The organism is Streptomyces inusitatus (assembly GCF_014651115.1).
Taxonomy (GTDB): Bacteria; Actinomycetota; Actinomycetes; order Streptomycetales; family Streptomycetaceae; genus Streptomyces; species Streptomyces amakusaensis.
This window is the reverse complement of record NZ_BMWG01000002.1, coordinates 258,070-271,732: the sequence shown is the minus strand read 5'-3', so window position 1 is coordinate 271,732 and position 13,663 is coordinate 258,070. Positions and strand designations below refer to the sequence as shown.

The following is a 13,663-nucleotide window of genomic DNA, read 5'->3' as shown; positions in this document are numbered from 1 at the left end:
GTCAGACTAGGCGTAAATATGACCGATATGCGGTATTGCAGGGCTGTGGCGGTCCGAGTGTTATCCACAGGCGGTGGCTGAAGTCGGTGACTGCGGACAGAATCGATGGTGAGGGACCGGCCGATCGGTCGGTGCGGCCGGGCCGCGGGCCGATGCGGGCCGGGCAGGGTCCGGTGTGGGCCGGGCAGGGTCCGTCGGTCGGGCGGAGCCGGGTTCGCCGGTCGGGCCGGGTTCGCCGGTCGGGCGGAGCCGGGTTCGCCGGTCGGGCCGGGCCGGGAATGCGGGGCGCGGTGTCCGGGCAGAGGTACACGGGGGCGACGGGAGGCAAGCACAGTGAAGACAGCGACACTGGGACCCGAAGAGCGCGCCCAGGCACTCGCCGGCATGGCCGATCGAGAGCTGGACGTACTGGTCGTCGGCGCGGGCGTGGTCGGCGCGGGCACCGCGCTCGACGCGGTGACACGAGGGCTCTCCACCGGTCTTGTGGAGGCCAGGGACTGGGCGTCGGGCACATCGAGCCGCTCCAGCAAGCTCATTCACGGCGGGCTGCGCTATCTGGAGATGCTGGACTTCGCGCTCGTCAGAGAGGCGCTCAAGGAGCGCGGGCTGCTGCTGGAGCGGCTGGCGCCGCATCTGGTGAAGCCGGTGCCCTTCCTCTATCCCCTGGAGCACAAGGGATGGGAGCGGATCTACGCCGGATCGGGCGTCGCGCTCTACGACGCCATGTCGGTCTCCTCGGGCCATGGCCGTGGCCTGCCCGTGCACCGCCATCTCTCCCGCCGGCAGGCCCTGCGCGTGGCGCCCTGTCTGAAGAAGGACTCCCTGGTCGGCGCGTTGCAGTACTACGACGCCCAGATGGATGACGCCCGGTATGTGGCGATGTTGGTCCGCACCGCCGCGAGCTATGGGGCCCAGGTCGCCAGCCGGGCCCGGGTCATCGGCTTTCTGCGCGAGGGCGAGCGGGTCGTGGGCGCGCGCGTCCAGGACGTCGAGGGCGGCGGGGAGTACGAGATCCGCGCCCGCCAGGTGGTGAACGCGACAGGGGTGTGGACGGACGACACCCAGGCGCTGATCGCCGAGCGCGGCCAGTTCCACGTCCGCGCCTCGAAGGGCATTCATCTGGTGGTGCCCAAGGACCGGATCCACTCCACGACCGGGCTGATCCTGCGCACCGAGAAGTCGGTGCTGTTCGTCATCCCCTGGGGCCGGCACTGGATCGTCGGCACCACCGACACCGACTGGGACCTCGACAAGGCGCATCCGGCGGCCTCCAGCGCCGACATCGACTATCTGCTGGAACATGTCAACTCGGTGCTGGCCGTGCCGCTGACCCGCGACGACGTCCAGGGCGTCTACGCGGGGCTGCGACCGCTGCTCGCCGGCGAGTCGGACGCCACCAGCAAGCTCTCCCGCGAGCACACGGTGGCCCACCCGGTCCCCGGGCTCGTGGTCGTGGCGGGCGGCAAGTACACCACCTACCGGGTGATGGCGAAGGACGCGGTGGACGAGGCGGTGCACGGGCTGGACCAGCGGGTCGCCGACTGCGTCACCGAGAATGTGCCCCTGGTCGGGGCCGAGGGGTACACGGCGCTGTGGAACGCCCGGGCGAGGATCGCCGCGCGCACCGGCCTCCATGTGGTGCGGGTCGAGCATCTGCTGAACCGGTACGGCTCGTTGGCCGAGGAGGTGCTCGACCTCATCGCCGAGGACCCCGGTCTCGGCGAGCCGCTGGGCGGGGCCGACGATTATCTGCGCGCCGAGGTCGTCTACGCCGCGTCACACGAAGGGGCGCGACATCTGGACGACGTGCTGACGCGGCGCACCCGGATCTCGATCGAGACCTTCGACCGGGGGACCCGCAGCGCACGCGAGTGCGCGGAGCTGATGGCGCCCGTCCTGGGCTGGGGAGAGGCCCAGATCGACAAGGAGGTCGAGCACTACGAGAAGCGGGTGCAGGCGGAGCGGGAGTCCCAGCGGCAGCCCGACGACCTGACGGCGGACGCCGCCCGGCTGGGAGCGCCGGACATCGTGCCGCTCTGACCACCCGCGCTCACGCGCCGCCGCTGCGGCGGCGCGTGACGCCCCGTCCGCCGGGGGGACGATCCGTGACGTACCGTCTGTTCTTCCGGCGCGCCCCGAGCGCGTGGGCGACGAGCCTCACACCGGAGAAGGAATGGTGGAGGTTTCAACCTTCCGGACCCGCACCGGTGGTCGGCGGACCCGGGAGAAACGCCCGTCCCGGAGTGAGGGACAATGAAGGCTCTGCCAAGGCGTGTTACCGCATCGCGCGGGAGCGGCAGGCGCGGGCGAAGACCACGGATCGCAGAGGGGACGCATGTCGGAGGCGGAGCAGTCGCGGGAGCCCCAGCAGGACAGGTCCACCGACTCCACGGCACCGGAGCCGGGTGATTCCGGCGAGGCGTCCGGGGAGCCCGCGCCCGGTGAGGGCGCCGACGCGCCGGGCGGAGGAGCGGCGGCGGTCCCGGCGGCGCGGACCGGTTCCCGGTCCGGCGGACGGGAGACCGACGCCGGTACAGACGCACCGCCCGGGGCGGAGGTTGAGTCCGGGGCCGCGACCGGGGCGCTGCCCGCCGTCGTACCCCCGGCGCGCAGGACGACGGAGAGCGCGCCCGCCCGGGCCGCGGCCCCGGCCCGCGGCTCCGGCCGGGGAACGGCCCCCGGACGGGACCCCGAGGGGCGGCTGCTCTCCGGCCGTTACCGGCTCGGCGGAGTGCTCGGCCGGGGCGGCATGGGCACGGTCTGGCGCGCCGAGGACGAGACCCTCGGCCGTACCGTCGCCGTGAAGGAGCTGCGCTTCCCCAACAGCATCGACGACGAGGAGAAGCGCCGCCTCATCACCCGCACCCTGCGCGAGGCCAAGGCGATCGCCCGGATCCGCAACAACAGCGCGGTGACGGTCTACGACGTGGTCGACGAGGACGACCGCCCGTGGATCGTGATGGAGCTGGTCGAGGGCAAGTCCCTCGCCGAAGTCATCCGCGAGGACGGCACCCTGACACCGCGCCGGGCCGCCGAGGTCGGGCTCGCCATCCTCGACGTACTGCGCTCCGCGCACCGCGAGGGCATCCTGCACCGCGATGTGAAGCCGTCCAATGTGCTGATCGCCGACGACGGACGGGTGGTCCTCACCGACTTCGGCATCGCCCAGGTCGAGGGCGACCCGTCGATCACCTCCACCGGGATGCTGGTCGGCGCCCCGTCGTACATATCGCCGGAGCGGGCGCGCGGCCACCGCCCCGGGCCCGCCGCCGACCTCTGGTCGCTCGGCGGACTGCTCTACGCGAGCGTGGAGGGCTGCCCGCCCTATGACAAGGGCTCCGCGATCGCGACCCTGACCGCGGTGATGACCGAGCCCCTGGACCCGCCGAAGAACGCGGGCCCGCTGGAGGAGGTCATCTACGGCCTGCTCGCCAAGGACCCCGAACAGCGGCTCGACGACCGGGGCGCGCGGGCGCTGCTCACCAAGGTGCTGCTCGCTCCCGACGCGCCCGTGAGCCCCGAGCCGCCGGTCGACGCCACCCGTGCGATGGCGATCCCGCCGATGCCGCCGCCCGCTCCCCGGACGAAGACCAAGGGCCCCGCGGCCCGGAGCGGCCCGGCTGCGGCCGGCGGAGCCCTGGGCGGCCCCGGGATCGCTCCGCGCGCGGCCCCGGTCCCGCCGCGGCCGCCCGTCCAGCGGGCCGCGCCGGTCCGTGCCTCGCTCACCGATGTGGTGCCCCGCCGCACCCTGGTGATCATCGCGGTGGTGGTGGCGCTGGCCGTCGTGGTCACCGGGGTCTTTCTGACCCTGCGCAAGACCGACGACTCCCAGAACGAGGGCAAGGGCGACGCGGCCGTTTCGGCCGGCGCGAAGACCCCGGGCGGTGAGGAGACGCCGGGCGACAAGACGCCCGACGGCGAGCCGGGCCGGTCCGCCGACTCCAGTGCCGACCCGGACTCCGGCACCGGCACCGGCTCCGATCCCCGCCCGGAGGACTCCGCCGACAGCGACAGCTCCTCCCCCTCCGACTCCGGCTCCGCCTCGGCCAAGGCCCCCGACGACAAGCTGCCCCAGGGGTACGGAAGCGTCTCCAACGGCCGGTTCCGCTTCTCCATGGCGATGCCCGAGGGCTTCCGGATGACCGGTGTCGCGGGCCAGAACTCCGGCGGGATCTTCAGCGAGAGCGGAGGGTTCCCCCGGGTCCAGGTCGACTTCAACGACAGCCCCAAGGACGACGCTGCCGCCGCGTGGAACGCCGCGGTCTCCGGCACCCGCGCCCTGAGCGACGGCTACCAGCACGGCGGCGTCAAGACAGTCGAGTACAAGGGCTATCCGACCGTCGCGGACTGGTCCTTCGAGCGCAACCAGAAGGGCGAGCGAATACGCGTCCTGAACAGGGGCTTCAAGGTCGACTCGAAGCGCGGCTACTCGATCATGGTCAGCTGCCCGGCGGGCGACTGGGACAAGGCGGAGTGCAAGACGCTCCGTGACACGGCGTTCGCGACGTTCAAGCCCAAAGGCTGAGCGGGGCCACGTATCGTGAGAGCGCGTGGACGCCGGACCCCGGCAACGGACCGCCGGACGACCGGAATTGACGTACGGAGAGCCGCACCGATGTTCCGGATCTCCGCCTCGGCGGTGTGATCCGGCCGGTGAGCGGGCAGCTCGCTTGAGGGGAGGCGACATGGACGACTACGCGGGACGGGTGCTGGCCGACCGCTATCGCCTGCCCCTGCCCCCGGCCGACGCGTACGAACTGGCCGTGACCCGGGCCTTCGACACCTACAGCGGACAGGAAGTCCTGGTCCGGCAGGTGCCGCTGCCGGAGGTCGTGGAGGCCGAGGTCGTCGAGGCCGACGGCACGGCCGTCCGCGGGGACCGGCCGAGAACGGCCCGGGGGCCCGCCGACCCGGCGGTGCTCCGCGCCGTCGAGGCCGCCCAGGCCGCCGCCCAGATCCCCGACCACCCCCGGCTCGACCAGGTCTTCGACGTCTTCGCGGAGGCCGGCTCGCTGTGGATAGTCAGCGAGCGCGTCGCCGCCCGCCCGCTCGCTGCCCTGCTCGCCGAGCGGCCGCTCACGCCCTACCGGGCCGCCGAGGTCGCCTCCGACGTTCTGACCGCCCTGCTCATCCTGCACGCCCACGGCTGGACCCACCGGAACATCACCACCCGTACCGTCCTGGTCTGCGACGACGGCCGCGTCGTCCTGACCGGCCTCGCGGCGGGCGCCGCCGAGGAGGCGCTGTGCGGGTACGCCCCGGTGCCCCAGGAGGTCCCGGACGCGTACGCCGAGATGCTCCCGCCGTACGACGACGACCTCGACGACACCGACTACGCGGACCACACGGGCGACGACGACGGCGATGACGACGACGGCACAGAGTACGAGCAGGAGCAGGAGCAGGAGCAGGAGCAGGAGCAGGAGTACGAGGCCGACGAGTACGAGGCTGACGGCGACGAGGCCGGGGAGCTGATACCGGGCCTCCGCTACGACGGCGAAGACGAGGGGCAGGGCGAGGGCCGTCCGGAGCACCCGGGGAGCCCCGCGCCGGACGTCCGGGCCGCGAGACCCGGGGCCGTCGCGGCCTACCGGGCGGGCGTCGGCGCCGCCACGGCCCGCACCGGCGGGGAACAGCCCCTCGGCACGCCTCCCGCGCCCGGCGGCCAGGACCCCGACTGGTGGGCGCGCAAGCCGGGAGAGCCCGCCCGACCCGTCCTCCAGCAGGACGACGACCCCGACGACGATCTCGACGACGACGGCCGGGACCCCGACCGCGGCGGCTACGCCCGGCTCGCCGGGACCTGGCACGACAGCCCCTTCCCCGGTCAGGACGGCCCGCCGCCGCTCCCGGCCGGCGGCGGCTTCCTGCCCGCCGAGCCCCGGGCTCTGCCCGCGCCCCGCACCCCCCGCCCCGAGTCCCCCACGGACCGGGGCGACCCGGCGGACCCGGCTGGCCAGGCGCTCGCGCCGTACCGGGAGACCGATCCCTACGGCGTACACCGGCAGCGGCAGCCCTCCCCGGGCGACCGCCCGGCAGCCCTGCCCGCGTCCGGCGCGTCCGCCGCCTCCGGCGGCTGGGACCGGGGCGGCGCGGGCCGCGAGGCACTCCGCGCCGACGCGCAGCGCCGCCCGCTGCCCGCCGCCGAGCCGCCGCCCGCGCCCGGCCGCTGGGACGAGATCGCGATGCCCGGCGACACCCCCCTCTACCAGGGGCCCGCCACCCCGCTCGCCGCCGAACGGGCCCGGCAGGCGAGGATCGCCGTCGTCGGCGCGGTCACCGAGCGCTGGGCCCCCGAACAGGCGGGCCCCGTCCATGAGAACTGGCAGCTCGCCGCCCCCGTCGGCCCCGCCACCGACCTCTGGGCACTGGGCGCGCTGCTCTACCGCGCTGTACAGGGCCATGCCCCCTACCCCGAGGAGAGCGCCGCCGAGCTGGTCCAGCTCGTCTGCTCCGAGCCGCCCGCCTACGCCGAGGAGTGCGGCCCGCTGCGCCCGGTGGTCGAATCCCTGCTGCGCCAGGACCCCACCGAGCGCCCGGACGTCGAGGAGCTGCGCGGCTGGCTGCGCTCGCTGGTGCGCTCCGCCCCCGAGCCCGAGGCCGGGACCGGCGTGGTGCAGCTCCCGCCGCCGAGCGCGCCCGAGGGCAGCAGACTCCCCGTCGTACGCCGCAGGGGCGAGCTGGTCCGCAAGCGCCGCACCGGCTCCGCCGAGGTGGTCCACGGCAGACACCGCCACAAGAAGCCCCGCCCGGAGCGCCGCCGCCCCCGGTCGCTGGGCCGCCTTCTGCTGCTGCTGATCCTGCTGCTCATGGCGGGGGCGATCGCCTACGCCGTGAAGTTCATGCCCGCCGCCGACAGCCAGGACGACACCGGCCCCCAGGGCGGGGCCACCCCCCGCCCCACCGCGTCCGAGAGCCCCGGCCCGGCCCGTACCACCGCCGGGTCCTCGCCCTCGCCGTCGTCCTCGCGGACCGCCGCCGAGGGCTCCCGGCAGCCCCAGACCACCGCGCCCGCCGCCGATGTGCCCGCCGGGTACGTCCTGCGCGAGGACCCCGAGGGCTTCCGTACCGCCGTCGACAAGACCTGGCAGCGCCGCCCCATCAACGACATCGGCCAGATCCGCTACAGCGACGGCGACTTCACCCTGATCGTCGTCCCCGGCCGGGACACCGTCCGCACGAGCGGCGGCGACCCGCTCACCTACCAGAGCGACAAGCAGCGCGAACTCCAGCCGTACCGCGAGTCGTCCTGGGCCGAGGCGACCGGTCTGCGGCGCATACAGGTCGGCCAGCGCGTCATGGCCGAAGGCCAGTACAGCTGGCAGGACGCGGCGGGCCGCCAGGTCTATGTCCGCAATCTGGTGATGCTCCTCGACGGCAGCTACCACATCGTCCAGGTGATCGGCCCGGACGAGCAGCGAGACAAGGTGACGGAGGCCTACCGGGCCGCCGCCGACGCCTACCGCACCACCCGCTGACCGCCTCCGCCCCACGCCGCCCCAGGGACAAGCCGCTGATCAGGCCTTATGCGCCAGTGAACACTGGCGTGATGCAGAGGGCCGGGCGGAGGCCGGGCGGAGGCCGGGCGGGCGGCGGACGAGGGCCGGGCGGGGGCCCGGCCAAAAGCTGTTACCGGCGGGTATCCAAAGCGTCGGCCGACGGCATACGCTCGGGCCCATGACCGTCTCGAAGACCCCCGCCACCGCCCTCGGCGTCAACCCCGCGGCCCTCGCGCCGGCCGGCGCGCGCACCGCCGCCGACGTGGTCACACCCGAGGTGGTCGCCCGGCTGACCCGGGGCGTCGTCGGATCCGGCCGCACCGCCAACCACACCCCCTTCACCGGCGAGACACTGGCGGAACTCCCCGAGTCGACTCCGCACGACGTCGCCGAGGCCTTCGAACGCGCCCGCGCCGCCCAGGCCGCCTGGGCCGCGGCCCCGGTCCGCGCCCGCGCCGCCGTGCTGCTGCGCTTCCACGACCTCCTTCTCGACCGGCAGGCCGAGATCCTCGACCTGATCCAGCTGGAGACCGGCAAGGCCCGCCTCCACGCCCACGAGGAGGTGCAGGCCGTCGCGGTGGCCGCCCGCCACTACGGCCGCCGCGCCGCCTCCTATCTGCGCCCCCGCCGCCACCCCGGCGTCGTCCCGGTGCTCACCAGGACCACCGAGCTGCGCCATCCGCGCGGTGTCGTCGGCCAGATCGCCCCCTGGAACTATCCGCTGGAACTCTCCATCGGCGACGCGCTGCCCGCCTTCGCCGCCGGAAACGCCGTGGTGATGAAGCCCGACACCGAGACCGCGCTCACCGCCCTGTGGGCCATCGATCTGCTGGTCGAGGCGGGGCTGCCGCCCGAGGTCTGCCAAGTCGTCCTGGGCGAGGGCCCGGTCGTCGGCCCCGAGGTCGTCCGGCACGCCGACTACGTCTCCTTCACCGGCTCCACCCGCACCGGCCGCGAGGTCGCCCGGGGAGCCGCCGACCGCCTGGTCGGAGTCTCCCTCGAACTCGGCGGCAAGAACGCCATGCTCGTCCTGGCCGACGCCGACGTCGAACAGGCGGCGGCCGGAGCCGTCCGCGCCTGCTTCTCCTCGGCCGGACAGCTGTGCATCTCCATCGAGCGGATCTACGTCCACGAGTCGGTCGCCGACCTGTTCACCGAACGCTTCGCCGCCCGGACGAGGGCGATGCGCCTCGGCAACTCCCTCGCCTACGGGGCCGACATGGGCTCGCTCGCCGGTGAACGCCAGCTGGAGACCGTCGTACGCCATGTCGACGAGGCCGTCGCCAAGGGCGCGACCGTCGTCGCGGGCGGAGTGGCGCGCCCCGACATCGGTCCGCTCTTCTACGAGCCGACCATCCTCGACGGGGTCGAGCCGCCGATGGCCGTCTGCGCCGAGGAGACCTTCGGGCCGGTCGTCTCCCTCTACCGGTTCACCGACGAGGACGAGGCCGTCGAACGGGCCAACGCCACCGAGTACGGCCTCAACGCGAGCGTCTGGTCGCGCGACGGCCGCCGGGCCCATGCCCTCGCCGCCCGGCTGCGCGCGGGCACGGTCAACATCAATGAGGCGTACGCGGCGGCCTACGGCAGCGCCGCGTCCCCCATGGGCGGAATGAAGAACTCCGGGCTGGGCCGCCGCCATGGCTCGGAGGGCATCCTCAAGTACACGGAGCCGCAGACCGTCGCCCAGCAGCGGCTGATGCCGCTCGCGCCCGCGTTCGGGATGGACGACAAGGGGTACGCGGTGCTCATGACCCGCTCCCTGAAGGCGATGAAGGCCCTGGGCCTGCGCTGACCCGTTCCCGTCCCGTTTTCTCCGCCGGGTCCGCAGCACAGAGGAGAGCGATGCGCGAGTACGAGTACGAGTACGACTACGACGTGATCGTCATCGGGTCGGGCTTCGGCGGCGCGGTCTCCGCGCTGCGGCTCACCGAGAAGGGCTACCGGGTGGGCGTCCTGGAGGCCGGCCGCCGCTTCACCCGGGAGACGCTGCCCAAGAACTCCTGGGACCTGCGGAACTTTCTGTGGGCGCCCGCGCTCGGGCTCTTCGGCATCCAGCGCGTCCATCTGCTGGGCAAGGTGATGGTGCTGGCGGGCGCGGGGGTGGGCGGCGGCTCGCTGAACTACGCCAACACCCTCTACGTACCGCCCGCGCCGTTCTTCCGGGACCCGCAGTGGAAGGACATCACCGACTGGCGGGAGGAGCTGGCTCCCCACTACGACCAGGCACGGCGGATGCTCGGCGTCCGGATCAATCCGACGATGACCCCCTCCGACGTCCATCTGAGGGAGACCGCCCGGGCCATGGGTGTCGGGGACACCTTCCACCGGGCGCCGGTGGGCGTCTTCTTCGGCGACGGGCAGGACGCCGACGGCCACTCCCGGGCCGCTCCCGGCCAGGAGGCCGCCGACCCCTACTTCGGCGGCGCGGGCCCCTCCCGCAGAGCGTGCACCGAGTGCGGCGAGTGCATGACGGGCTGCCGCCACGGCGCGAAGAACACCCTCAACGAGAACTATCTCCATCTCGCCGAGCGGGCCGGCGCGAAGATCCACCCCATGACGACGGCGGTCACCCTCACCGAGGACTCCCGGGGCGGTTTCGCGGTCGGCACCCTGCCCAGTGACGACCGCCGCAGGGGGAGGGGACGTACGCTCACGGCCGCCCGGGTGGTCGTCGCCGCCGGAACGTACGGGACGCAGACCCTGCTGCACCGGATGCGGGACACCGGGCTGCTGCCCAGGATCCCGGCCGGTCTGGGGGAGCTGACCCGTACCAACTCCGAGGCGCTCGTCGGCGCGCGGACCGACCGCCGCCGCTACCGCGCGCGGCACGGCGTCGCCAGGGTGGACTTCACCCGGGGCGTCGCGATCACCTCGTCGATCCATCCGGACGAGAACACCCATATCGAGCCGGTGCGGTACGGCAGGGGATCCAACGCGATGGGCGCTCTGACCATCCTCCAGGTGCCCTACCGGACCAGGGCCCGGGTCGCGGGCTGGCTCGGGAACATGGCGCGCCACCCGGTGCTCGCCGTCCGCTCGCTCTCCAGCCATCGCTGGTCGGAACGGACCATCATCGGGCTGGTGATGCAGTCCCTGGACAACTCGCTGACGACCTACCGCAGGCCGACCGGGCCGGGAAAGGGCCTGCTCACCGCCCGTCAGGGGCACGGCGCGCCCAATCCGACCCAGATCGAGGCGGCCACCCGGGCCGCCTCCCTCCTCGCGGCGGAGATCAACGGATTCGCGGGTTCCAACATCGGGGAGCTGATGGGCACTCCGCTCACCGCCCACTTCCTGGGCGGCTGCCCGATCGGGGCGACGGCGGACACGGGGGTGATCGATCCGTACCACCGTCTCTTCGGTCACCCGGGCATCTCGGTGGTGGACGGCGCGGCGGTGAGCGCGAACCTGGGGGTGAACCCCTCACTGACGATCACGGCGCAGGCGGAGCGGGCGATGTCCCTCTGGCCGAACAAGGGCGACCGGGATCCGCGCCCGCCGCAGGGCGCGGACTACCGGCGTCTCGCGCCGGTGCCGCCGAGGTCCCCGGCGGTGCCGCGGGGCGCGTTCGGTGAGCTGAGGCTGCCGTTCCTGGACATCCCGGCGGTTCCGCCCCGGAGCTGAGCGGAACCGCCGGGCGTCCCGGTGTCAGCCCGTCATGCGGTCCGTCACGCGGTGGTGTTGTCGCGGCGGCGCTTGAGTGCGAACAGCACTCCGGCTCCGGCGAGGACGGCGATGCCGCCGACGACGCCGACAGTTGGCAGCGCGGAGTTGGAACCGGTCTCCGCCAGCCGGCCGGTCACCGGGAGTTCCGCCAGACCGCCCTGCGGAGCCGGCTTGGCGACCGGCCTGTCGACCAGCTCATCGCCCGTTCCGCCCTTCCCTCCCTCTCCGTCGCTCTCCCCGGTTCCGCCGGTTCCGCCGGTTCCGCCGTTCTCGCCGGGCTTCTCGCCCTCCGACTCGTCGACCTCGCCGGGCTTGCTGCCCGGGGCGAGCACCTCGAAGTTGTAGCGCTTGTGCCCGCCGGACTCACAGCTGAGCCCGGACTCCGTCGTCTCGGTGTACCAGCCGCCGCTGAAGGCGGTACCGGCCCCGGGCTCCGCCTTGGCGTCGACCTTCAGCCGCATCTTGACCTCGGAGTACTCACCGGGCTTGAGCGTTCCGGCCGTGCCGAAGTACCCGAACTCCATGTCGATGGTCTGCCACTTGCCGTCCACCTGCCACTGGAGGGTGACGTACCGGGAGCTGGATTCGTACTGCGCGTCGGTGGTGTAGATCTCCGCGTACGCCGAGATGCCGGTCCTGGTCTGCTCGGACCTGTTCGTCAGCCGGTAGGAGAGATCGATCCAGCCGGAACCGGCCACGACCTTGGTGGGGAGTCCGCGCAGCTCGGTGTCGATCGCCTTGCTCGATTCGACGACGGTGTCGCACACCTCCCCCTCTTCCTCCTTCGGCGGGTTGGCGCTCATGGAGGTATCGGGGGACGGCGCGACCGGTGCCTTGCCCGGTGTCCTGCCCACCGCGTCCGAGGAGCCGGGCGCGGTCGGTGCGTCCGGACCCGCCGCGGTGCCGGAGGGTGCGACCGCGTCGGCCGGGTCGCTCTCCGGTGTGGCGGGAGCGCTCGACGTGGCGTCCGGAGCGGGGGCCGACCGGTCGGGCGCGGGCGTGCTCCCGGTGGTGGAAGCGGAGGGAGTGGGCGAGGAGGGGCCCGTCGCGAAGGCGGCGGTCGGAGCGGCCAGGAAGGTGGCGGGGGCGAGGACGGCCGCGGTGGCGGCGACCGTGAGAGCGCGGCGGAGCTTCATGAAGACCTCGGCGTGGTCCGGAGTGCCGCGCGGGCGCGCACGGCACCGAATCTGAAGGGCCTCCCGAGGTGGGGGTGCACGGATGAGGCCTTTGGGGTACATGGTTGACGGTTGTACCGCCTAGAAGGTTGTGCATGACACGGATCACGAATTCGTTATTCCGGATTCCGGCGCGCCCATCGGCGGTCTGCCTGCCCTGCCCTGTCCTGCTCTGCCCGCCCGCTCTGCCTGCTCCGTCGTGCGCAGCGGGGCCGCTGCGCCCCCCTCCGAGTGCAGCGGCCCCGCTGTGTTCTGTGGCCCGTGGCGCGCACGGGCTGCGCGGTGGCTTTGTCGCGGCGGCGCGACACCGGGCCGGCGCGGCCTTCCGGGGCGGGAGCACACGGTGAGGCCGTTGGTACGCATGGTTGACCCGCGCCCGGCCCGAAGGGTTGTCCTGCCTCGATCAAGAGGCTGTATGACCTACATCACTTTTCCGGCTCGTGGGGGCGCAGGAGGTCGGAGCCGCGGAAGGGGGGAGGGGCGAGGTCTCGGCCGCACCGGGGGGACGGACGGGCAGGCTCGCGGGCCGGGTCCGGAGAAGGGCGCGGACCGGGTGTCGCGGAGGCCGGAGTGGGCGGGGACCGTTGTGCGGCCGGTCCCGGGCGTCCCCGGAACCGACCGCTCGGGGTGACCGGGCTGCTGTCCCCTGCCGACCGGTCACACGCGCTGGCGCGAGGTCCCACGACGTGCCTGGGCACGTCACACGCTCCAGCGGAGCCCACGCGTGGTTTCCTGCGAAGCCGCCCCTGGCTGGCACGGACACCGGGACCAACGAACCCTCTTCGCCCACGGTCACGCTCCGTACGGGTGAGAGCGGACCCGAACTCAGATACGGCCCCGGCACAGCTCCAGCAGCGTCATCGCCAGAGCCGTTCCCGGCTTTCCGAGCGCATCCCGGAAGTGGCCGAGGACCTCCATCTCGCGGGAGAGGTTCACCCGCCGCCCGCCCGAGCCGATCCGCGCCTCCTGGATCACCGCCGACACGGCCATCCGCTCCTGTACGAGGCCGATGATCCGGTCGTCCAGCGCGTCGATCCGGTCGCGGGCGCCGCCGATCAGCTCGGCGGCGCTCTCGGTGCGGGCTCCGGTCCTCTCCGTGGCCGTGGCGGTGGCCGCGGCCGTGGCGGTCGTCTGCTGGGCGGTGCTCGTGCTCGTCATGGTCATCTCTCCGGGCTCCGGTGTTCTCGGTCGGTCTCGGTGCCCGGGCGGCGGACCCGGAAACGCCAGGGGGGGCCCCGGGCCCCGGGGCCCGCGGGGGCGGGGGGGGGGGGGCTTTTCTTGGTGGTGCGGGCAAAGCACGGCGGAGCGGGGGGAACAGGG

At 73.5% G+C, this 13,663-nt stretch carries 7 protein-coding genes; 5 read left to right on the top strand and 2 right to left on the bottom strand.

From position 1 onward, the window contains the following. The first annotated feature begins 333 nt into the window (after positions 1 to 333). The 5 genes from IE247_RS04980 to IE247_RS04960 all read left to right on the top strand — a co-directional run bounded on the left by IE247_RS04980 (position 334) and on the right by IE247_RS04960 (position 11,126). The gene (locus IE247_RS04980) at positions 334 to 2,040 is read left to right on the top strand and encodes a glycerol-3-phosphate dehydrogenase/oxidase (protein ID WP_190121655.1); all 1,707 of its coding nucleotides are present in this window, start codon (positions 334 to 336) and stop codon (positions 2,038 to 2,040) included. A gap of 295 nt (positions 2,041 to 2,335) precedes the next feature. Further along, positions 2,336 to 4,525, top strand: coding sequence for a serine/threonine-protein kinase (locus IE247_RS04975; protein WP_190121654.1), 2,190 nt, complete (start codon positions 2,336 to 2,338; stop codon positions 4,523 to 4,525). Positions 4,526 to 4,685: 160 nt separating this feature from the next. Further along, positions 4,686 to 7,478 (top strand): serine/threonine kinase C-terminal domain-containing protein, encoded by a 2,793-nt coding sequence (locus IE247_RS04970; protein ID WP_190121653.1) that lies wholly within the window; start codon positions 4,686 to 4,688, stop codon positions 7,476 to 7,478. 199 nt (positions 7,479 to 7,677) lie between these two features. Next, positions 7,678 to 9,294, top strand: a complete 1,617-nt coding sequence (locus IE247_RS04965; RefSeq protein WP_190121652.1) for a succinic semialdehyde dehydrogenase — start codon at positions 7,678 to 7,680, stop codon at positions 9,292 to 9,294. Positions 9,295 to 9,344: 50 nt separating this feature from the next. Beyond that, on the top strand, positions 9,345 to 11,126 hold the full coding sequence (locus tag IE247_RS04960) for a GMC family oxidoreductase (RefSeq protein WP_190121651.1): 1,782 nt from the start codon (positions 9,345 to 9,347) through the stop codon (positions 11,124 to 11,126). A 44-nt stretch (positions 11,127 to 11,170) separates the two neighbouring features. Here the strand turns inward: IE247_RS04960 and IE247_RS04955 are convergent, their stop codons facing one another. Beyond that, on the bottom strand, positions 11,171 to 12,304 hold the full coding sequence (locus IE247_RS04955; RefSeq protein ID WP_190121650.1) for an LPXTG cell wall anchor domain-containing protein: 1,134 nt from the start codon (positions 12,302 to 12,304) through the stop codon (positions 11,171 to 11,173). An 864-nt stretch (positions 12,305 to 13,168) separates the two neighbouring features. Next, complete coding sequence (locus IE247_RS04950; RefSeq protein ID WP_190121649.1) at positions 13,169 to 13,501, bottom strand: chorismate mutase; 333 nt, start codon at positions 13,499 to 13,501, stop codon at positions 13,169 to 13,171. Between the last annotated feature and the right edge of the window lie 162 nt (positions 13,502 to 13,663).

Coding starts and splice junctions, on each gene's coding strand:
- IE247_RS04970 (WP_190121653.1), top strand. CDS start 4,686: ATGGACGACTACGCGGGACGGGTGCTGGCCGACCGCTATCGCCTGCCC.
- IE247_RS04955 (WP_190121650.1), bottom strand. CDS start 12,304: ATGAAGCTCCGCCGCGCTCTCACGGTCGCCGCCACCGCGGCCGTCCTC.
- IE247_RS04975 (WP_190121654.1), top strand. CDS start 2,336: ATGTCGGAGGCGGAGCAGTCGCGGGAGCCCCAGCAGGACAGGTCCACC.
- IE247_RS04950 (WP_190121649.1), bottom strand. CDS start 13,501: ATGACGAGCACGAGCACCGCCCAGCAGACGACCGCCACGGCCGCGGCC.
- IE247_RS04965 (WP_190121652.1), top strand. CDS start 7,678: ATGACCGTCTCGAAGACCCCCGCCACCGCCCTCGGCGTCAACCCCGCG.
- IE247_RS04960 (WP_190121651.1), top strand. CDS start 9,345: ATGCGCGAGTACGAGTACGAGTACGACTACGACGTGATCGTCATCGGG.